The organism is Ectobacillus sp. JY-23 (assembly GCF_023022965.1).
Taxonomy (GTDB): domain Bacteria; phylum Bacillota; class Bacilli; order Bacillales; family Bacillaceae_G; genus Ectobacillus.
Genome location: NZ_CP095462.1, coordinates 859,172 through 880,656 on the forward strand (window position 1 = coordinate 859,172; position 21,485 = coordinate 880,656).

Annotated in this window: 23 protein-coding genes and 1 pseudogene; 5 read left to right on the forward strand and 19 right to left on the reverse strand. The window is 37.8% G+C overall.

Annotation, left to right across the window (positions count from 1 at the left end; translation table 11 throughout):
• Positions 1 to 3: 3 nt before the first annotated feature.
• From MUG87_RS04485 to MUG87_RS04505, 5 genes are read right to left on the reverse strand one after another with little or no spacing between them, the layout of a single operon-like run.
• Positions 4 to 1,347 carry a flagellar hook-associated protein 2 gene (locus MUG87_RS04485; RefSeq protein ID WP_247085941.1) on the reverse strand — a complete coding sequence of 448 codons (1,344 nt, stop codon included), beginning with the start codon at positions 1,345 to 1,347 and terminating at the stop codon, positions 4 to 6.
• Between the two features lie 12 nt (positions 1,348 to 1,359).
• Positions 1,360 to 2,223, reverse strand: a complete 864-nt coding sequence (locus MUG87_RS04490; RefSeq protein ID WP_247085943.1) for a flagellar hook-associated protein 3 — start codon at positions 2,221 to 2,223, stop codon at positions 1,360 to 1,362.
• A 15-nt stretch (positions 2,224 to 2,238) separates the two neighbouring features.
• The gene (flgK, locus tag MUG87_RS04495) at positions 2,239 to 3,504 is read right to left on the reverse strand and encodes a flagellar hook-associated protein FlgK (RefSeq protein WP_247085946.1); all 1,266 of its coding nucleotides are present in this window, start codon (positions 3,502 to 3,504) and stop codon (positions 2,239 to 2,241) included.
• A 17-nt stretch (positions 3,505 to 3,521) separates the two neighbouring features.
• Positions 3,522 to 3,941, reverse strand: a complete 420-nt coding sequence (locus tag MUG87_RS04500; RefSeq protein ID WP_247085948.1) for a flagellar protein FlgN — start codon at positions 3,939 to 3,941, stop codon at positions 3,522 to 3,524.
• A gap of 17 nt (positions 3,942 to 3,958) precedes the next feature.
• A complete protein-coding gene (locus MUG87_RS04505; RefSeq protein WP_368042561.1) occupies positions 3,959 to 4,420 on the reverse strand; it encodes a YaaR family protein in 462 nt (153 codons plus the stop codon).
• 299 nt (positions 4,421 to 4,719) lie between these two features.
• Between MUG87_RS04505 and MUG87_RS04510 the strand changes: the two genes are divergently transcribed.
• Together MUG87_RS04510 and MUG87_RS04515 are read left to right on the forward strand one after the other, a co-directional pair.
• Positions 4,720 to 5,217 carry a flagellar motor switch protein FliG gene (locus MUG87_RS04510; RefSeq protein ID WP_247085951.1) on the forward strand — a complete coding sequence of 166 codons (498 nt, stop codon included), beginning with the start codon at positions 4,720 to 4,722 and terminating at the stop codon, positions 5,215 to 5,217.
• Between the two features lie 41 nt (positions 5,218 to 5,258).
• Positions 5,259 to 6,029 carry a CheR family methyltransferase gene (locus tag MUG87_RS04515; protein ID WP_281503695.1) on the forward strand — a complete coding sequence of 257 codons (771 nt, stop codon included), beginning with the start codon at positions 5,259 to 5,261 and terminating at the stop codon, positions 6,027 to 6,029.
• A 55-nt stretch (positions 6,030 to 6,084) separates the two neighbouring features.
• Here the strand turns inward: MUG87_RS04515 and MUG87_RS04520 are convergent, their stop codons facing one another.
• From MUG87_RS04520 to MUG87_RS04570, 11 genes and pseudogenes are all read right to left on the reverse strand, one after another.
• The gene (locus tag MUG87_RS04520) at positions 6,085 to 7,785 is read right to left on the reverse strand and encodes a methyl-accepting chemotaxis protein (protein WP_247085953.1); all 1,701 of its coding nucleotides are present in this window, start codon (positions 7,783 to 7,785) and stop codon (positions 6,085 to 6,087) included.
• 10 nt (positions 7,786 to 7,795) lie between these two features.
• Complete coding sequence (locus tag MUG87_RS04525; protein WP_247085956.1) at positions 7,796 to 8,500, reverse strand: hypothetical protein; 705 nt, start codon at positions 8,498 to 8,500, stop codon at positions 7,796 to 7,798.
• Positions 8,501 to 8,506: 6 nt separating this feature from the next.
• Entirely contained in the window at positions 8,507 to 9,550 is a 1,044-nt protein-coding gene (locus MUG87_RS04530) for a hypothetical protein (RefSeq protein ID WP_247085959.1), read from the reverse strand.
• On the reverse strand, positions 9,547 to 11,139 hold the full coding sequence (fliY, locus tag MUG87_RS04535) for a flagellar motor switch phosphatase FliY (RefSeq protein ID WP_247085961.1): 1,593 nt from the start codon (positions 11,137 to 11,139) through the stop codon (positions 9,547 to 9,549). Before fliY ends, MUG87_RS04530 begins: the two co-directional genes overlap by 4 nt.
• An 82-nt stretch (positions 11,140 to 11,221) precedes the next feature.
• The gene (locus tag MUG87_RS04540; RefSeq protein WP_247087501.1) at positions 11,222 to 13,126 is read right to left on the reverse strand and encodes a chemotaxis protein CheA; all 1,905 of its coding nucleotides are present in this window, start codon (positions 13,124 to 13,126) and stop codon (positions 11,222 to 11,224) included.
• Between the two features lie 114 nt (positions 13,127 to 13,240).
• Complete coding sequence (locus tag MUG87_RS04545) at positions 13,241 to 13,606, reverse strand: response regulator (protein ID WP_247085963.1); 366 nt, start codon at positions 13,604 to 13,606, stop codon at positions 13,241 to 13,243.
• Between the two features lie 316 nt (positions 13,607 to 13,922).
• On the reverse strand, positions 13,923 to 15,473 hold the full coding sequence (locus tag MUG87_RS04550) for a solute symporter family protein (protein WP_247085965.1): 1,551 nt from the start codon (positions 15,471 to 15,473) through the stop codon (positions 13,923 to 13,925).
• Positions 15,474 to 15,475: 2 nt separating this feature from the next.
• Positions 15,476 to 15,808, reverse strand: a complete 333-nt coding sequence (locus MUG87_RS04555) for a DUF485 domain-containing protein (protein ID WP_247085967.1) — start codon at positions 15,806 to 15,808, stop codon at positions 15,476 to 15,478.
• Positions 15,809 to 16,206: 398 nt separating this feature from the next.
• Entirely contained in the window at positions 16,207 to 16,503 is a 297-nt protein-coding gene (locus MUG87_RS04560; RefSeq protein WP_247085969.1) for a cytoplasmic protein, read from the reverse strand.
• 12 nt (positions 16,504 to 16,515) lie between these two features.
• Positions 16,516 to 17,136: pseudogene (locus MUG87_RS04565) on the reverse strand (LysE family transporter); the annotation flags it as partial.
• 259 nt (positions 17,137 to 17,395) lie between these two features.
• Positions 17,396 to 18,121: a YqcI/YcgG family protein gene (locus tag MUG87_RS04570; RefSeq protein ID WP_247087503.1), complete on the reverse strand. Its 726-nt coding sequence runs from the start codon at positions 18,119 to 18,121 to the stop codon at positions 17,396 to 17,398.
• Between the two features lie 125 nt (positions 18,122 to 18,246).
• Between MUG87_RS04570 and MUG87_RS04575 the strand changes: the two genes are divergently transcribed.
• Positions 18,247 to 18,495: a DUF2564 family protein gene (locus tag MUG87_RS04575; protein WP_247085974.1), complete on the forward strand. Its 249-nt coding sequence runs from the start codon at positions 18,247 to 18,249 to the stop codon at positions 18,493 to 18,495.
• Positions 18,496 to 18,524: 29 nt separating this feature from the next.
• On the opposite strand, the gene MUG87_RS04580 is transcribed toward MUG87_RS04575, so the two are convergent.
• A complete protein-coding gene (locus MUG87_RS04580; RefSeq protein ID WP_247087505.1) occupies positions 18,525 to 18,701 on the reverse strand; it encodes a zinc-finger domain-containing protein in 177 nt (58 codons plus the stop codon).
• A gap of 6 nt (positions 18,702 to 18,707) precedes the next feature.
• Complete coding sequence (locus MUG87_RS04585; protein ID WP_247085976.1) at positions 18,708 to 19,370, reverse strand: ribonuclease H family protein; 663 nt, start codon at positions 19,368 to 19,370, stop codon at positions 18,708 to 18,710.
• A 512-nt stretch (positions 19,371 to 19,882) separates the two neighbouring features.
• Here MUG87_RS04585 and MUG87_RS04590 point away from each other — a divergent pair.
• Together MUG87_RS04590 and MUG87_RS04595 are read left to right on the forward strand one after the other, a co-directional pair.
• Entirely contained in the window at positions 19,883 to 20,275 is a 393-nt protein-coding gene (locus MUG87_RS04590; RefSeq protein ID WP_247085978.1) for a reverse transcriptase-like protein, read from the forward strand.
• The gene (locus MUG87_RS04595) at positions 20,272 to 21,165 is read left to right on the forward strand and encodes a DMT family transporter (protein ID WP_247085980.1); all 894 of its coding nucleotides are present in this window, start codon (positions 20,272 to 20,274) and stop codon (positions 21,163 to 21,165) included. The genes MUG87_RS04590 and MUG87_RS04595 overlap by 4 nt, the downstream gene beginning before the upstream one ends.
• On the opposite strand, the gene MUG87_RS04600 is transcribed toward MUG87_RS04595, so the two are convergent.
• Positions 21,162 to 21,461, reverse strand: coding sequence for a DUF6123 family protein (locus MUG87_RS04600; RefSeq protein WP_247085982.1), 300 nt, complete (start codon positions 21,459 to 21,461; stop codon positions 21,162 to 21,164). The two genes, MUG87_RS04595 and MUG87_RS04600, sit on opposite strands and share 4 nt — an antisense overlap.
• Between the last annotated feature and the right edge of the window lie 24 nt (positions 21,462 to 21,485).

The following is a 21,485-nucleotide window of genomic DNA, read 5'->3' on the forward strand; positions in this document are numbered from 1 at the left end:
CTCTTAGTCATCCTTGTCTGTCTTCGTCGCAGCCTTAATGTAATTCAGCTGTGTATTCAAAGCTGCCATCTGTTGCTCTAGCTTGGCGTACTTTGCAATAATTGCATCTTGTCTAGAGCGGTTTAATTCATCTATTTTAGTAATTTGCTTATTAATTTTTTGCAGTTCTTCATCATAACTCTTAATTTTACTACCAATACTACCTGTTTCCCCAAACACTTTATCCAGTTGTTTTTCAAGGTGTTTACCAAGTCCATTTACACTAAAGAAAAAAGCTTTCGCACCGTCAGGGTCTTTCTTAAAAGCATCTTGCAGCTTTGTAGTATCTATAGTAATACGTCCTGTTTTATCCATTTGAATACCATAAGAAGATGCATATTTACCATTTACCTGAAATGTACCGATTGTCCCTAGCGCCTTGCTTGTTGTTAACACTGCATTAGATCCTTGCAATACGCCACCTTCACCGCCGTATGTACCAAGCTTACTAATGGCATTATTATACTCATTACTCATTGCCTGAATAATAGAAACAGAATCATTTACAGAAGAGTCACCTACGTTCACTGTTACCGGTGTATTAGCCGGCGTCGGAGTAGTTAATGTGATGCTAACACCAGGTAATATGTTTTCCACTGTATTAGAAGCATTTGTTAGAGATACACCGTTAATAGAGTACTCTGCATCCTGCGCTTCTATAATATTTTTAAATGCATTGCTACCGTCTACAATGCCAATATCTTGCCATAGTGACCCTGTACCTGATTCTATTGTAATAGCTGACGCTACACCTGAATTTTTGGCAGTCATATAAAGACGATCTCCGGTGGCATCTTTAATCGTATATACAGATACACCATAGTCCCCGCCATTAATTTTGTCAATAAGCTGCTTATATGTCATACCTGCATCAATAACTATATCTTTTCCATTTAATTTAACACCCGTTGCTGAGGTCACTGTCGCTGCCAAATTAATTGCTGTTCCTCCACCAACTTGATGACGCGTTGCTAATTTTGCAACTTCAATCTTATAAGAGCCGCTAATTGCACTCGCTCCTGCTTTTACGTCCACATATCCAGCAGTAGACAGCGTGACCGCTTTTTCACTACCAGTAAAAGATGCAACTTTCCGCACTGCCTGTATAAGTGATGAAAAGTCATTTTGAAAGTTGCTGTACGTTTGCTTGTTTGTTGTCGCTGTATTTTTCTGGCGAAGCATGGGGCTTTTTCTTGCTTCTAACGCTTGCAGCTCCATTTCTACAAGATCAGCTGTGTTAATAAGGTTATTACCAAGACCCCATATTTGGGTTCCGTTTGAACCATATGCTGTAACTGTACCGGCCACTATTCATTCCTCCTACATATAATTCAATATACTTACTTTGTTCATCATGCTAACAGCCTGGAGCGTCGCTTGATACGTTGCATTCATATACGATAAATCTGAAATCGCTTCTGCCATATCAATATTTTCTACCGCAGAGCGGCTTTCCTCCAATGCGATTTTTTGTGTACCTAAAATATCGGAGAAGCTTTGAATCGTACTGCCTATTGCTCCGACTTCAGTAATTGCATTAATCACATTGTCTGTATTTCGTCTGTTTTCTGTGAGTGCCGTCTGTAAACCAGCCATATCATTTGTATTTAGTTTTTCATAGATAGTTTCCAAGGTTCGAAGTGCCGGGGTAATCACTTTATTACCACTTTGAAATACTGTGACATCATATCCTTCATTTAGTTTCCAAGTCACACTTTGATCATCACCTTGGTACGCACCATTATCATCATAGGGAGCCGTCTCTGTTTTACTCCCTCCAAAAATATAGCGTCCATCGTATTGCGTATTGCCTAAATACTTGACCTGTTTAATTAAGCTGGCCACTTCATGCGCAATTGCTTTTTTATCTTCGGGAGATTGCGTTCCATTGAGTGCCTGAAGTACGAGTGTATTAGTGCGATCTAAAGCTTGTTGTAAATTACTGAGTGCACCTTCTGTGTTAGATAACACATTCTTCACATCCGTAATATCTTTTTCCATTTGTTCAATATGTCTAAGTGCATGCCCAATCGCCAAAGTTTTTCCCGCCGCTAGCGGGTCATCACTCGGTCGTAAGTATTTCTTACCCGATGATACCCTTTGTTGGTTTTCAGCTACACTTGTTTGCACGCGCATAATCTCATGTTTTGTCCAGTTGGCATGTTGAAATGTTGAAATTCTCATTGTCTATTCCTACCTTTATGAAAGTATGCCAAATAACGTGTCATATAGCTCGTCAATCACGCGAATGGCTTTCGAATTGGCTGTAAAATAGTTTTGATACATCATTAAATTGACCATTTCTTCGTCGAGATTCACGCCTTCTACGCTGCGTTTATCTTTATCAATTCCTTGTAATACTTCCTCATGTATAGTATGATGCGATATTGCTGTGTTCGTGTCCGTTGCAATTTTTACACTCAACTGATCCATTGCTTTTTGGTATGTGATACCTAATGGGCTGGTTGTATTTTTCAATTGTGCAATTTGCTCCGCTTTTTCAGCACTCATCACGAGGGAAAACGCATTGCTTACAAAAGCCGAATTCACTTGTAATAAATTCCCCTTATTTTCGAAAAATACTTGTCCTGCGATGTCGTTCACTTTTTGCGTAAGATTAGTTGAGAAAGTTTCCAACTCTTCTAAATACACAGAAGTACGTTTATCCAATTCTTCCGCCGCTTTTATACGACCGCCTTGTAGCGGAGCAGGCATACCGTTTAATTGTAATGTTCCGTTTTCTAGTGTTAATGAAACAGCATCTGTACCCGAAACAACAACCATACCACCCACTCTGATTGTAGAAATATTAGGATTTAAAGATTCATAACCAATTTCCACCTGCGCGTACGTTGATAACTCACTAATTAATTGATCTCGTTCATTTAGCAGTTGATTTGAAACAGATGAAGCGTCTGCAATTCTTTTATTTATATTTGTTAGTTGCCCTGCAATTCTATTAAAAGCTTGTACAGAAGCTTTTAAATCCTCTTGTGCCTGTGCTTTTGCAGTGCGTAAATCAGCTGCAACACGATTCAATTCAGACGCAAACTTTACACCTTCAGAAACAACAGTTTGATAATACGTAGGCTGTGTAGGATTTTTAGATACTTCGTGCCAAGCTTGCAAAAAACGATCAATACGTGTTGACAGCCCATTATCACCTGAAGCATGAAACATGCTTTCAACATTCATCAGACCGGTTTTCATATATTCGTAATACGAAACCGCAGACAGCTGCTTATTGTATTGTCCGGTTTTAATGTCATCTACAACTCTCTCAATACCAAGTACCTTTACACCATGACCCGGACTTCCTGGTACAGCACCAAAAGCGTTCATATTAACTTTTTGCCTCACATAGTGGTCACTTTGCAGATTGGTGATATTTTGCTTTGTTGTAGAAATACCTAGCTGTGCCGCCAACAAGCCAGATAGCGATGTATTATATTCACTAAGCCTCATATCCTCTAAACCTCCTCTTACAATAATTCATTTACGAATAGTTGCGAATTATGATGTTGTTCCATATGCATGTCAGAAATACAATCAACAATGTTCTCTGTAATAGAAATTTGCAATTGTAATGCATATTGGTTTCGCTTTAAAACTTGTCTTGCATTCTGTTCTTCGCGTCGAATTTCTGCCACTAACGCTTCCACATACTCACGTTCTGAGGATGTGAGCATGACCTCCTCAACACTGCCACTGGGTAATAAACTTGCAATCTCTGCTTCTTTTTGTTGTAGTTCCTCTAGCAACTTCATCACTTGCATTTGAAGCGGCTGCATATCCTTAACTTTCTTTTCAATCAATAGCATATGTACTTGGTTTCCTACACTTGTGATCTCTTTATATGTGCTACCAATGCTTTTCATACAACTAATAAAACGCTCATACATATGTATCCCTCTTTTCTTTATAAGACTACGTTCACAATCAATCCGTGAATTTCCCCAATTTTATTAAGGGTTTCTAAGTGCCCGGTTTTTGTGTTAATTAAATTCATAACATCTTCTAATTCATTCATTTCAGCTTCTACTCGTTTTACAACTGTCATTTTTTGTGCATATCCGTATTTTGGATGCCTCGACATAACATCTTGATACTGCATCAGATGATCCACATAAAAGTTTAAAAATGATTTTACGGCATCTTTGTACTCCATTACGTTATCAATTGTTAACTCTACCTGGATTTTTTCTTTTATATGTTCAATCCCTTGTAAAAGCTCTTCCATTTTATGGGCGGCATCTTCATTTTGGGCGCCCTCATGAAGGACTTTATAAAAGTTGGGCGACAGTGCATTACCTTCTTTTGACGGTGTCAAAGTAGAAACGGGATTAATAAACGCTGGATTCAGCGAAACGGAACGCATCATACGTATATCCCCTTTACAGCATTATATTCTTATTTATATTTATTTTCGGAAAAAACGATGTATATAGGTATAACGACATTTGGATGGGTAGGTCCCAACTATCACTAGTTCTATTTAAGTATAACAGTTTATTTTTTAAAACAATATATTTTTCTATCAATTTTATATAATATAAAAATGTTTTTACATATAAATTTTACTATTTTTCACTTTTTATTTCCATTGTAATTTTAAATACTTAAATTTATCGTTTTATTTTGTTGCAAATATGTTAAAATTTTGATTGAGGTGGCTTGATAATGAATCTTTTTGTTTGTGGATCTAACCAATTGACAAGTGCGGATAAGAAAGTGATTCAAACTTTCTTAAGACAATACGCACCAAAACATTCCATTCATGTTTTATGCTATAAATCTATTGAAAATGAAGTGTTACGTTTCTTTCTTGAAAATGAGACATATGCACCTCATTTGCATATATATACTTTTCAACCTTTCGCTAATACGACTGCCTGGTTTCAGGATATGGTTTCACACTTTCTGTCATTAGGAGCACATTATACATCCTTTAATCATGCACGGATTCCTTTGTACCGCTCTGACTATGTGCAGTATACCCGAAACCTTGTTAAACAAGTCGATTTGGTTATATGTTTTTATAATGGAGATACACATAAGTCTGTTATCGCTGCAGATATTGCAAAAGAAAACGGAATAGATACTTTTATTTGCGATTTACCAGGAGAACATACCGAGCGTGCCAACCGGCAGCTTGAACGTATGCTTCGCTTACTGTAGATTGTATCTAATTGCAGAAAGGACATACCGCTGTGCACAACATAACATCTGAAGAACGCGCATATCTTACATTTTGCCATCGTCTGAAAACAATGCGAGGAATTGATCTTTCTCTCTACAAACAAGATCGCATGAAGCGTCGCGTGGATTCATTTTTACTCCGGCAAGGCTTTCAAACATATGAAGCTTTTTTACAAGTGCTTAACTCTGAACTGTTCAATACATTTGTTGATTATCTAACGATACATGTGTCTAGTTTTTTTCGAAATTACGTAAGATGGACAATTCTACAGCAAGATATACTACCATTGCTATCAACAGGCTACACTCCTCTTAAAGTTTGGAGTGCAGCTTGTTCTTCAGGTGAAGAGCCTTATACATTAGCAATGATTTTAGAGCATATGCGGTTGTCGTATCATATACACGCGACCGATATTGATCCCCACATTATAAAGGCAGCCAAAACAGGTGTGTACCATGAGCGTTCTATAAGTGAAGTTCCCGCTTTGTTCAGAGATACATATTTCACCAAACAAGACGATTCGTATATGATAAACAAAACATTGCAAAAACAGATTTCCTTTGAACAGCATGACTTACTTACTGACACCTTTTCGCAGAAATACGATTTAATTGTATGCCGAAACGTGATGATTTACTTTACCGAAGAAGCACGCAATATGGTATATCAAAAATTTAGCAATGCTCTAAGGCCCGGCGGTGTGCTGTTTGTCGGCAGCACTGAACAAATTTTATCTCCAGAAAAGTATCAATTCAAAATTATTCAGCCGTTTTTTTATCAAAAAATATAAAAAGGTGTCTCTCATACATATATGTGAGACACCTTTTCATTTTAAACCACATGATTTAATGCAGTTTATAATTTTCAAGCATTCCCGCAAGATCACGAGATATTTTTTGTGAAGAAGCAGCCTCCTTCTCCATATGCATCACAGTCTGCTTCTGGTCAGTTGCTTGTTTTGCGATATAATTTGTTTCCTCTGCGTATTGTGTAGATAGTGCCACAACTTCAACCAGCGTATCTGTCACAGCTTCAGCCCCCGCCGACATTTCCTCTGTAGAAGCCGAAACTTCAGCCATCTCTTCGGAAATAATAGTAATATTGCGGACAATTTCTCCTATTTCAGCCCCAGCTCTTGTTATCATATCTCGTCCTTTGCTTGTTTCTGCAACACCTGTTTCAACCCATTTTCCCGCTTGTTGAATATCTTCATAAATACGTGAAATCAACACTTGAATCTCAGTTGTTTCGCTTTTTGATTGCTCCGCAAGTTTTCTCACTTCTTGTGCTACCACCGCAAAACCTCTACCATGCTCTCCTGCACGTGCAGCTTCAATCGATGCATTTAATGCCAGTAGATTCGTTTGTTCAGCAATGCTATGAATCGTTTTTACTACTTTTTCAATTTGCTTAGAATTTTGAGACAAATTTTGAATGGCAGCAGAAGTTTGTTCTACTACATCATCAATAACTTGTACTTGTTTCACAGAATCTTCAATGTTCTTCATGCTCGAGTGCGCCTGATTGGTTACATTCGCTGTTGTACTGGCTACGTTTGTCGCAGCGGCGGAAACACGATGTACACTTTCCGTTATATCTTGTAGCGCAACGAGACTGCGATTCATACGCTCTGCTTGTTTGATTAAATTGGTGGAAATGACCGTTAGAGACGATTCTTGTTCTACAACTGTTGCAGCCACTTCATTTGAGCTCATCATTACGTTTGCCGATTCAACTGATACTCGTTCTGATACATTTCGAATATGAAGCATCATCTGCCGCAGCCCCTCTATACAAGCGTTAAAACCTTGTACAACATCACCGATTTCATCTTTTTTACTGTACTGAAGCTGAAAAGATAAATCTCCGGAGTTTCTGGCGAATTCCTGTAACCGCTCAGCAACTGTATGCAACGGACGTAATGATCGTCGAATTGTTATGTAATTAACTGCAATTAACACAATACTAGTAATGATTAAAAGTGCGCCTGTTACAGCTTCAACCTGTAACTTTGCACGATTAATTGTCCGAATCTCATCATTTAGCTTTTTTTCGACTGATATTTTTTGGGCGTTTGCTAAATCAACGCTAGTACTGATGACCTCCATCGCTTGATTGGCTTTAATAAAGCCTTGAAGTCGATCTTGCTCTTTTGTCAACAGGAGTACCTGCTCTTCCCCCTGCTGAATTTTAATTTGTAATTGCTGCAAAAAATTTGTTTTAAACTTACTTTTTTGTATGTCGCTCATGCTACGTTTTACAGCACTATAACCTTTAGTTGCTTCTTGCAATTTATCTATTAGCTTCGGTGCAGCTTCTTCACTGGCATTTGGATCATACCAAAAGCTACCGCGCACTGCTGATGTAATAGAAACTAGCTCAAAACGCACTTCATCATATAACCTAATGGTTTGACCAGCTTGCGTAATTATATTTTCCCGCTTTGCTTCATATGTACCAACTATATACGACGCAAAAAGAAATAAAACAAGCAATAATACGATGAAAAAAGAATTTAAGATTGTAATTTTTTTAACCAGTTTCATAGTAAGCTCCCTATTTTGTAATAAATACATATATGATAAAAATAAGAAAAAAGATTACTATGATCCCTCCGACAAATATGAATGATTGTACAGACTTGCTTGTATATTCTTTTACAAACATACTCATTACTGATTCCATTACCGCTCGCATCCAAATAAAATTAACATGATTCTGTTCTTCGGCCTCTATACCCGTACGCTTGTACATCTGTTGCAATAATTCAGTTAATTCCGTTATGTGCTCTTGTAAGGTTTCCAGTAACTGCTGAAACTTCAGCGAGGAGACATCCTTCTCTTCTGTTATACACAACTCGGGTAAAGTCGGAATCTGCACTGTTATCATTTCATTTTCATTCACAAGGACTTGCATCGTAATCTTATACCCATCTTCATCCAATAGGGGTATGTTTTGAACACGTGCGTTGTAAATCAACTGTCCTAAGAGTACATTTGTTTCATCTATACTTCCCTGAATTTCTGTTTCTTTCCTATGTTGCTGTAGTGCTTGTAACATATTTATATAAACGAGTCTTGCTTCTTGTACAGCTGCAAGACCCTCTGAAAGGCTCGTAATCGTAACAACTGGAGATCCTGTTGTTGGTCCAAACACCATGTGCACGGTTTCTTTCATAATTTGAGGTGGTTTAGCGTTCTGTACATTTCCACTTGTTGAAGAATGCGGACGTGAGGTTGGTACATCGAAAGAAATTTTCACGTTCCTTCACTCCATCCTTCCCCACTCTATACTACCGCGGATTACAAAAAACAAGACAAAACCACCGACGATATATAAAATGGACTTAGGCAACTCCGCTGTAGTGGCAGAGGACGATCTGTTTTCATTCTGTATTTGATTCTTTCTCTCCCTCACCGTTGCTATTTGCTGATCTTTATTGGTAGCTGGTACAAACGATTTTTTCACCTCTGAAACAAAAGGATCTTCACTCTTCACAACCTCTAACAATTCTGGGGTTTCCGGTTGCAATTCTATCTGAGGTCCTTTTACCGGTTTGTTTTCCTCCGGGGGCACTTCTTGAGATGGTACCTCCTCTGCATGGTCATGAACAATCAGCTTCCCTTCCTCTTCATATACATTACCCGCTACATCAACAGCGCGTAAAACAAGGTGGTATTCACCTATATCTTCTTTCGTAAATGTATAAGTTGTAACCCAAGAACCTTGCTCTTCTTTTAAACACAAAATGGTCTGCTCTTCTCCACCTGTCACCACAGCAGAGACTTCCTGTAAACCAGATTCGTTGTCCGCTACCGTTTCTAAACGGAGTGCATTGCCAACTGTAGCTTCTAGCGTATTTGGTGCTGTAATAATCGGAGGTATTTCGTCTATTAATTCCGGTTCATCGGATTTTACAAATGCATTGATGGTTTTTCTTTTCCATTCCTGTGTATAGTAGTACAATTCTAGATTCCATTGCCCCTCGCTATCATAAGGTCCTATCTCATATATAGCACTCCAGCTGCCGTTCTTTTGCTGTACAAGTTCCAACAATCTCTGTTGCTTTACATCGCTTGTCAATTCGCTGGGATGTAGCGCCGCCGATACTGCGCGAGATGAGATGTCCTCGGAAAATATTACTGTTATGTTTACTGAATCTCCAGTGTGTACGTCTTGATCGGAAACTTGAATTTGCACATCTTCTTCTGCTGATTTCATTATGTCGTATTGGCAAAGATGAGAGACTTGTACTATCTCCGACGGCTGTAACAGGGCTGTAAACAAAGTAAAGGCAAGAAAAAACTTCATAGCGTTTTCGTCACCCTTACACCAAAATATCCATTCACATTAACTAACTCACCAAATCCAATAAGAATACCGTTTGCCATGATTTGAATCGGATCTTCTACCTCTTCTTCTAAAGATACAACTTCTTTATCCGTCAGCTTTAGAATTTCATCAATGGTTTTTGTTGTACTACCAAATATAAACTCAAGCCGTACTTCAACATTGCTTAATGTTTCATCTGACATAAGGCCTGTAACAATGCGTTCTTGTGATACAAAATTTTCTAATTGAACGGTTTCTATGACTTCGACCGCAGTAGTTGCGTCAGGCGCTTCAAAGTCTTCCGTATAAGAGGATAGTTTGCCAATCATTACTCGTGCTTCATGTAACGGTAAAAATTGATACATGGTAGAACGAATTAATTCCCCAATCTCTAATTCAAAAGTAATCTGCACTAAACCATCTTTAGCTGCCTCTTTAGGAAACTGATTCAATTCTTCTGCCAATGTTACCACTTTTAAAACAGGTGGTGTAATATCCACAACGTCACCAAACAACTCCGACATGGATGTAGCAGCATGTCCCATCATTTGATTCATGACTTCTTGTGTAGCGCTCAATTCAAATTCTGTAAGCTCTTTACCTTCCTCAATATCCCCTGTTCCCATCATCATTAAATCAACCATCACTAATGCTACTTCTTTAGATAACACAAATACATTTTGATGGTTAACAGCATGAATGAAATCTACATTCAGCACAACAAAAGGAATAAGTTGTTCGTCATACGCATGTGCAGAAATAACATCTACCGCTGGTACACTAATATGCACTTTTTGATTTAAAAGCGTAGATAACACCGTGGAAGCTGAACCAATAGAAATGTTTGCAATCTCACCAAGCGCATCTCTTTCATATTGACTGAGTGCTGGAATTGATGGCGTTTCGCTCGTTTTATTAGTTTCACCGGATAGTGCATAAAGTTTATGAATCATTTTTTTGGCGTTCTCTAGTGATACAATTTGCACAAGCTTTGACTTGACAAGATTATCAATTGTTAAATTAAATGCTACACGAATGAAAACATTGCTGCCCTCTATGCCTGGATTTTTTTCTAGTTCTTCAATCAATTTCACCACTTGAATTGTAGGAGGTGACATATCAACCGTTTCTTGGAAAAACTCTGACATGGAAGTAGCCGCAAAGCCCATCATTTGATTCATAGCCTCTTGTACTGCGCTAAGCTCCAATTCAGTCAATTCTTTTCCTTTGATATCACCATCCCCCATCATCATTAAATCAGCAATGGCTAGCGCTACGTTTTGATTCATAACCAACAGGTTGTCCATATCCAACCCTTTCGTGAAATGAATATTAAGGACAACATGAGGAATTTCAACATCTCGATTATCTATCAAGCTAACTACATCTACTTGCGGGGCTGTAATGGTAACCGTTTTATTTAAAAGTGTAGACAAAATAGTGGAAGCTGAACCGAACGATATATTGGCAATTTCCCCTAAAATATCCTTCTCTTCTTGGCTTAATATATGGGCGTATGTGTTATCTACTTCATCTGCCAATATATCTTGCTTCTGATCATAGACCATAATGACGTCTCTCCTGTCATAGTACCTGTAAAATTATATTACTGATTTAAAATGTCCCTCGCTCACGCTAAGGGACATCTTCTTAAAAACTGTCCGGATTTAAGATTAAGACAACTTTACCGTCTCCTAAAATCGTTGCGCCGGAAAAATATGCAGAGCTATCTGCGAAGAAATCTCCTAGTGACTTTAATACAATTTCACGCTGTCCGATAATATTTTTCACAATGAGTCCGTACACTCTTCTGGCATTTTTTACAATTAACACTGGAACCATTTTCTCTTCCTTATTTTGTAGTAAAAAACCTTTTTCACCTTCTCCAAAAACAGCACCCAGATCTATAATCTCAATAATTTGATCTCGGTAATTTAAAACATCTCGTCCTTGTAATATTTGAATATCTTCCTTTTGAATACGTACGGCTTCTACGATATTGCCTAGAGGTATTGCATAGCGTGTTTGCTCTGTTTGGATAAGCATGGATTGAATAATAGATAGAGTAAGAGGTAATTCAATTCTGAATGTACTTCCTTTCCCCTCTTCAGAATCAATTAGAAGTTGCCCCCCTAATGAGTGAATCGTATGCTTTACGACATCTAGCCCAACCCCTCGTCCTGACAAATCAGAAACTACTTCAGCTGTGCTAAATCCAGGGCGTAAAATCAATTCGTAAATTTCGCGTTCAGATAGTTTTGCACCTTCTGTTTCTGAAATGATACCTTTGCTGATTGCACGTTGCAGCACTTTCGCTTTGTGAATACCGCGGCCATCCTCCGAGATTTGAATCATAACGTGATTGCCACTGTGAAAAGCTTCTAACGTAAGCTTACCAGTCTCTGGCTTTCCGACTTTTTGTCGTTCTTCAACAGTTTCAATACCATGATCAACTGCATTGCGAACAAGATGTACAAGAGAATCACCAATCTCGTCAATTACAATCTTATCTACTTCCGTTTCTTCTCCGATAATCTCTAAATCTATCTTTTTACCTAAGTCCTTTGCTAGGGAACGAACCATGCGAGGAAAACGTTTGAATACCGTTTCAATTGGAACCATGCGCATATTCAAAAGTAGGTTTTGGATGTCTTTTGAAATATCTCCAAGTCGATTTAGGTGCTCTAATAATTCTTTATTTTGGATGGCATGTGCTAATTCATCTATACGTCCTCTTTCAATTACACTTTCTTCAAACATATTCATCAGTTTTTCAATTCTCTCAAGCGGAACACGGATAGAACGGCTCTCGACTTTAGTACTAATGGTTTGTGTCGCTTTTTCTTGCACATCAACAACTTTTTCTTCCTTTTTTTCTGGCACAATAATATCAATCTTTTCAACGTCAGAAATGTCTAACAAAATCTCTTTAATATCATCAACTGTTTTTTCTGTCGCATACTCCAGCATAAGATAATTTCCGAACTCATCCGCTTCAATGCACTCCAAATCCGGAACTGTTTTAACAATATTTCCATGTCCTCTCAACGCTTCCATGCACATAACCGCGCGAACTGCTTTCAGCATCGCATCTTCACGAATCCATATGTGAATTTGCAAAGCGTCTCCTTCTTTCTGTGTAGCTGTATCTTCTGATATAACCAATTCTTCTAAGGTTGTTCCGGAGAGGATGGCTTCAATTTTATTCGTTGTTTGCCTGGCATCTATATTTCCCCATCCACCAGCCTGTACATCTGCAACCATTTCCTCTAAATTATCTATACATTCAAATATAATATCTATAATTGCAGGCGTTACCGGTAAATTACCGCTTCTTACTTCATCTAATACATTTTCCATCTTATGTGTTAAATCAGCCATTTCAGTGTACCCCATTGTTGCTGACATACCTTTAAAAGTATGAGCAGAGCGGAATATTTCACTAACAACAGCTAGATTTGCAGGATTATTTTCAAGCACTAAAACATTTTCATTTAACGCCTGTAAATGCTCCTGTGACTCTTCAAAGAAAATATTTAATAAATCATTATCCATCCCAAGATCACCTTTTTCTTTGTTATCCAAAAAAGCACCTGAACACATTCATACAATATCCGGACTGTTTTTGAGATGGTTCAGGTACTTTATATAATTAATTTGTGTTTCCTTTTAATTGGCTACTTTTGTCAGTGCTTCGATTACACGATCAGCTTGAAACGGCTTTACGATGAAATCTTTCGCACCATTTTTAATCGCATCTAATACCATTGCCTGCTGCCCCATTGCAGAACAAATCACTACTTTCGCATTTGGATCTATCTTCATGATCTCCTTTAATGCTTCAAGGCCATCCATTTCAGGCATTGTAATATCGAGCGTAACAATATCAGGTTGCAACTCTTTATATTTTTGAATTGCTTCTAGACCATTTTGTGCTTCACCAATTACTTCAAAGCTTTCTTGCCCTTTTAATAGATTTTTAATCATTGTTCTCATAAACATCGCATCGTCTACTACCAAAATCTTATGTGCCATATGTATACGCTCCTTTAAATTCTATATTATTACCTGTCGAATAATTATTTAGATTTTAATAATTCCATACTAATTATATATATTTTTATATTATATAAGCAAGATGTATTGTTTGTTTTTTTTGTTTTTTGTTTTTATATCAAAAAATAAATTTTTTCTTTTGTTTTGAAACTCTATCCATGTTTGCTTCAAGCTTGCATATCTATTTCTTATAGTTGATATAAATCATTACATTTTACAACCATAGATTTGTATCAAATTTAACGAATTGTTTATTTGCAGTCTAAAAAAAACAAAGCCCGAAATTGGGCTTTGTTTAATGAGAAGACACTCCCTGTATACCATGTCCTGTGTTTGATTTAACAAGAATTTCATCAAACTTCGCTTCATTTTCTTTTTTGGAGGAGAGAACTGTACCAAGAAAAGCTGCTAAAAACCCAAGTGGAATTGAAATGATACCTGGGTTCGTTAAGGTGATGAGAGGTTCTCCCACAAAAATTGCTTTTCCTACTTCAGGATTCCATACATTAGGACTAATTGCTACAAGAACAATAGCGGAAATTAGCCCCGTCAACATACCTGCGATAGCGCCAGTTGTATTAAAACGTTTCCAATAAATAGTGAATAAAATAACCGGTAAATTTGCACTAGCCGCGACGGCAAAAGCCAACGCCACAAGAAACGCAACATTTAAGGTTTGTGCAAACAGTGCAAGGATAACAGATAAGATTGCTACTCCGATTGCAGCATAGCGTGCCATAGATACCTGTTCCTTTTCCGTTGCCTTTCCTTTTCGTAAAATTTCATTATAAAAATCATGCGCAAATGCGGAAGCGGCAGTTAAAACAAGTCCAGCAACAACCGCCAAAATGGTAGCAAACGCAACTGCCGATACAAAGGCAAATAATAAATTTCCACCCAGCTCCTGTGCCAATAAAGGTGCTGCCATATTTCCAGCCGGATTCGCTTTAATGATCTCAGCATTTCCAACAAATGCAGCTGCTCCAAACCCTAAGAAAATTGTCATAATATAAAAAGCACCAATCATCCAAGTTGCATAAACCACAGATTGACGAGCCGTCTTTGCATCACGTACTGTGAAAAAACGAACTAAAATATGAGGAAGTCCAGCTGTTCCCAATACCAATGCTAAATTAAGCGATAACGTATCCAAACCATTTTTATATTTCACGCCAGGATTTAAAAATGTCTCTTTCAGCGGTGTAGCTGTTTTCATTTGAGCAAACATCTCTGTCACACTAAAGCCGAACTTTGCAAATACAATAATAGATATGATTAACGTACCGCCCATCAACAGCACAGCCTTTACAATTTGAACCCAGCTCGTAGCTGTCATGCCGCCAAAAATAACGTACACCGTCATTAATGTTCCCACGATTAAAACAGATGTGGTATACTCGATTCCCAATAACAGCTTGATTAAGGCGCCAGCTCCAACTAACTGCGCAATCATATAAAAAATAGAGATTGTCATTGTGTTCAGAGCCGCTACACCTCGTACCTTACGCTGTTCAAATCGAGCTGCAATCATGTCCGCAAGTGTAAATTTCCCTAAGTTTCGAAGCGGTTCTGCAACTAAATATAAGACAACTAGATATGCTACAAGAAAGCCAATACTGTAAAAAAAACCATCAAATCCCGTCAATGCTATTGCACCCGCAATACCTAGAAAGGAGGCAGCTGACATATAGTCCCCGGCGATAGCCAAACCATTTTGCCAACCTGTTAAGCCCCCGCCTGCTGTATAAAAGTCGTTGGCATTTTTCGTTTTTTTAGATGCATAATATGTAATAACAAGTGTTCCCAATACAATAACCAAAAAGAGTGCAAATGCAGTTCCGTTCAACCTTACTCCCTCCCTTTTTCTAAGCTTGCTAAAATACGATCTGACATTTTATCAAAAGATGTAGCCTTTTTGCTGTAAATCATACATAGTGCCCAGGTCATGATAAATTGAGCAAAAGCAAATACCCAGGCCCACGTAATATCTCCTAAAGCCGATGTATTTAAAATTTTTGAATACGACGTCATAAGCGGTAAGGCGATGTAAAAACAAAAGAAAAATAATGACATTGGAATAATAAATCTTTTCTTAGCCTGTAAAAGCCGTTGGAAATCAGCAGAGTTCGCCACAGCAGTATAATTCACTTCTTTCTTTATTTGTTTGGCATGTTGGTTCATTTCTATAACCCCCTATCAAATTAGTTAAAATATTCTGAAACTTAAGTTCATTTTATGTAATTTGTCCCATTAATGGAAGCTGTTTCTTTAGACAAATTTTGCTAGTTTGATTGATTTTAGTAATATAACTTACTGATAAAACAAAAGCTTTTACCTATCTATGTGTATGTAATTTTGCATTGTCGTTTTTCTATTCTTATGTAGCAGTTATTATTTATACATTTTAAAGTAATAAAAGTACACGCTTAAATTCCGACAAATATGTACATTTTTCTGAGAATAAAGAAAATATGTCTTATGCGGATATAGTCATATTTTTCGAAAAATGAGCAACCTATTCTTACCGCTAACACTTTAGCGTACTCATAAAAAAACAACAGCTACATATGGCTGTCGTTTTATGAATTTGCTTCGCGTTCTATTTCTTCTGTTACGTGTTTTTCTCCAAAAATATGGCTTTTTTCAATAATGTGCTCCACTGCAAATACTGTAATAGCACCTCGTTGCACTTCCCCGATAATTAGACCTAAATTTGCATCATTTACCGCAAAGCTGATTTGCTGAGGGTGAATCAGTACACGCGGAGCCACAGATTTCACAGCTTCATACACCGGTACACGATCATGTACGTCACGTTGCAATTTGGTTGATAGCTTAATGATAATTTCTTGTTCGTTTACGTATGTACGATACATGTATCTCTCCCCTTAAATCATAAGTTCGATAGCTTTATAAGCAAAATGGATAGAATAGCCTACTAGTACAACCCCAGCCGCAGCCGTAACCCATCCCAGCATGCGCGGCTTTAGTAACATACGACCAAAATGAATGGAAAATGCTATATTTAAGTTCCACAAAACGATCCCTAAAATAATACAAAAACTGTACAATATCGCCTCCTGTTGGCTGACTCTTGTTAGTAGAGAACTAAGCGTGCTACCATAAACACCAAACCAAAAAATTAAGTTAATGGGATTGGAAAGGGCGATAAAGAACCCTGTCAAATAGGACTCCTTAACTCCTCCAATCTCTTCTTTTACATATTCCATCTCTCCCTTTGAAATTCCTTGTTTGATGCTCATAAAACCGAGATGAAACAACAAAAAAAATCCTACACCATACATGAATAATTGTACTGGTGTATATGTAAAGAAAGATGATAGACCGCAATAAATTAAAATCATAAATAGAAGATCTGCCGTCATGCCCCCAAGACCAACAGCCCAAGCATGCCAAAAGCCTTTCTCGATGCCCCTTTTCAACATTTCAATATTAATTGGGCCAACAGGTGCTGCCAAAGAAACCCCCAAAACGATTTGCTGCACAATTACCAAAAACATATGTCTTCCTTTCTTCTTCGTTTTACTATAATAAATGAAAGTTGTCCTACTTTTAGAACGTTGATATATGCCCTCTCTGCGCATAGCAACAACGCTCTCTCCACTTATACCTTGTCCTATTCAAAGAAATTTATGTAAGTATTCATATACAATTTCCATTGCACCTTATCTCATTATGGAACACACCCTGGATATCCTTTAAAGAGGCAGTATCCATATACATAAAAAGTGACCCTGCGCTGCAGGATCACTTTTTATGATGAAATGGACATTGCCCCATAATAGGTTTTATATCATCACCTATAAAATATTGTTTCCATTCCCGATGTTCGGGATCACCATAATGGCTAATATTTGGGTGCTTAGGCAGACCATCCCACTTCTCTACGCGCTCTCTTACCATTTGTCTAGAATAGGCGCCTTTGGGCATATTTCCTTCTAATCCCTCAAAAATCATGCGCGGTTGAAAGCCAATTACAAGACAATTTCCCAAATCTCTCGTTTTCCTTTGCTTATAAGCAGATGTATTGCCAAACGCAAAAATAGGTTCCCCGCCAAACGAAAACTCCCATAAATAGTGTTCTGGATTTTTAGGAATATGAGCAGGCCACGGATGTTCATCAGCTTCATGAAGATATTGAAGAATGTTCCAAAAGTAATTCCGATAATACTCTAGCGTCTTTTCCTCTTTTTCTGGCTCTACAAATACGAATAATCCTCTCCGTACAAGAGGTCTTTCCTTCATCAATTCCAAAAAAGCAAGCATGGTCACCGGCAATGTACTCCAATCATCATGTGTGATAAAAGAATAACGCAATTCATTCTTTTTTAATCCAGTCATACCAAAGTAACAAGGGAAAGTCGGATCCGAAACTACGTTCACAAACGTCATGAATTCATCACTCAGCCAGGAAGGCAGATTCTGCCCTTTCATAATACTGTTATTGTCAAGCAAATAAGATGTAGGTTGCATCATCTTCCTCCTTATGTATGGGTACAATTTAAGCATATTGATAAAGAGGAGACCTTATAACCATTTTGTATATTTGTATAGATAGTAACAAACACTACAACTGATATAAAAAGGAGGGCTTTTACATGAGCAGACCATTTAACGGATTCGAACAAGTTTCAATGAAAGTAGAAGCTGCGCAGCAAATGGTAGGATCCGCTACAGTTTCCTTGGACCCTGAGTTTTTAGAGCATGCAGCTACTGCTGTATCTGAAGCTCGTGCACAGCTCGAAAGTATGAAACAACAGGCTACAGAGCTTGACACATCTTTCTTACAAGAACAAGAAACAAAATTGGCCAGTGTGGAACATCAACTGCGCGAGGCCAACCATTAAAAGCATCCCCTGGGATGCTTTTAATGGTATTATGACAGCTGTTTTCCTAATTCTTTCAACTGTTCTCCTACTGTACACTGCTGGATACAATAAGAATGCGCATACAATTTTCCATACTCTTTGCGAAAATGGCGATTTATAAAACAACCAGTACAATATGTTTCAATAAGATTATGCACTTGTGAAATTAAGACTTTCTTACCCAGCTTTTTTCACTCCTCGCTTACAATAGAATGACTGTCAATTGCTGTTCCTTCGAGCGCTTGCTTTGCCAATTGATGTGCTTCTTTATTATTTTTTCGTGACAATGGCTCACATGTATACTTTAACTTTAAGGATTTCGCTACGTTTTCAATTCTATCCAAATACTTACTCAGTTCTTTTTCGTAACACGGCCACTCACCTGCTAACTGATTTAATACAACTTGTGAGTCACCCCGAAGTGTAACCGTTTGATATTTCACGCCCAGCTCCTCTAGTATGTATATGCCAAATTGCAAAGCTGCGTACTCTGCTTCATTATTATTTTCAATTTCTGTAATTTCTTTATTACGTCTCATTCGATAACTTTGACCATTTTGCGTATAGTACAAACTAACCCCTAATCCCGCTCGCTGTGTATGGGGTTCGTAACCGCCATCAAAATATAAAATAATATCATGTGGCTCTTCTTGTACTTTTTTCGTCAATTTTGCCGCCTCTTTTTTATTCCAATATGTTCCCATTTCATCATAAAATATAATCTCTTTTGTTCGACCCGTTTTTTCAAAATCATCGGCAAAACGAAGTGCTTCTTCTAAACGCATATAATCACTCTGCAGCACAAGTTGTGAACCGCTTTTGGTTTTATAGATCCATTCTAAACGAAACTTCATATGAGTCACTCCTTATCTCTACAAGTATCTTATATACAGGAAACTTGCCTTTCTTACATAATGACTGTGTTAAAGCCTGATGTTTCTAACTAGCACTTGTTGATTGGAGCCAAGGGGGGCGGACTCCTGCTAGAAAGGCGAGTCAAAGGGAGACACCCTGGAAAGCGAACCCTCGTAACAGAAATCAACAACGAACTTTAACAGAGCCTATATAATAAAACTGCTTGCTCTTCATAGTTTACATCATCTGAACTTTCCTATATGTATTTATTTATAGAATTGCTATAATGAGACTATTCCATACAAAACGCAGTTATACAATTATATATTATAAGCATAATTTAAAAACGACACTCTTTTTTAAACAGAAGTTAAGCGATTTTCTGCTACGTTTAGTGCCTAAAAGGAGCCGTGTTAGTCAGAACGTAAGCGTGTATCCTTGCGCTTTCGTTATACTAGCATGTTAGGAAAATTGTTTGTACTTATACATTATAGAAATGAGGAATCAACCATTGATTGAAGTATATATTGACGGTGCTACAAAAGGAAATCCGGGTCCCTCCGGTGCAGGTATTTTTATAAAAGGCATTGCAAATCCGGTTTTGCTTTCTATTCCACTTGGTGTCATGAGCAATCATGAAGCGGAATATCAAGCTTTACTAGCTGCATTAAAGTATTGTCTGTCTCATAACTATAAAGTGGTATCTTTTCGTACGGATTCGCAGCTTGTTGATCGCGCTATTGAAAAGCAGTTTGCTAAAAACAAAGCGTATGCCCCTTTGCTTGATGAAGCATTGCAGTTAATTGCACAATTTGATTTGTTTTTTATGAAGTGGATTCCAAGCTCACAAAATAAAGTTGCTGATGAACTAGCTCGAAAAGCGCTTCAAGGAGAAGAAAAATGAATAGATCAGTAATAGCACATGTTGGATTATTATTTGTTGCTCTTATTTGGGGAACCACCTTCATTATCGTACAAAACGCAATTTCAATAGTTGAACCGTTTACTTTCAATAGCATTCGTTTTTTACTGGCCGGTACAATTCTTGTAGTTGTTCTTTTCTGTAGACAACAACAAGAACGACAGCAACCAGTTGGTGGTGGAATAGTAGTAGGTCTTTTTTTATTTGCTGGCTATCTGTTTCAAACATTCGGTTTACTATATACCACCTCCTCGAAAGCCGGCTTTTTAACCGGTCTTAGCATTGTAATGATTCCTGTAATCTCCTTTGTATTTTTACGGCAAAAAACAGGATTGCTTGCCGTAATTGGTGTTATGATAGCTACCGTTGGTTTATTTTTACTCACGGCTGATCAAGCATTTACTTTAAATCAAGGCGATGTACTTGTGCTTTGTTGTGCGATTTCCTTTGCAGTACATATTTTGCTAAACGGCTACTATTCTAAACGGTATACACCACTTTTCCTAAGTACAGTGCAAATTTTGTCTGTAGGTATATTCTCCGGCATATGCGCTTTTTTGTTTGAAGACTGGCAACGAATACTATCGATAGATTTATGGCTTAATATGTCGTTTTTATTCGCTCTATTATTAACGGCTCTTTTTGCAACTGCGCTTGCCTTCTTCATTCAGACGGCTGCTCAAACTTATGTTTCTCCTACTAGAGTAGCCATTATCTTGGCAATGGAGCCTGTGTTTGCCGCTCTGACCGGTGTATTTATTGCGGGAGAAACGTTAACCACAGCTGCCATTGCAGGTTGTGCACTCATCTTGCTCGGTATGGTTTTTGCCGAATTACCAAGCAAACCACAAAAAAAAGCCAAAGCGGCTTAATAAAAGGTTGCAAAAGCACGTACATAGTTGCGTGCGCTTTTTTTATTTATAAGCTGTTCTTTTTGTAGTCTCTCTAATACTTCTATAAAATAACTGCCATCAAAACAAAACTGCTGTTTAAGCGTTGTTTCAATTGCAATATTAACCAGCTCATCTGATGCTGCTGTATACCCCTGTCCAAACGCGATAAACCCTAGTGCTTCTTTTGGGAGTTTAAAACCCTTTGTTTGTAAAAAAGCAATATATTCTTGTGTTGTCACTGTCTCCCCACCCTTACGTTCTCTCACATATATCATACCGTTTTTTATGAAAGGTGAACA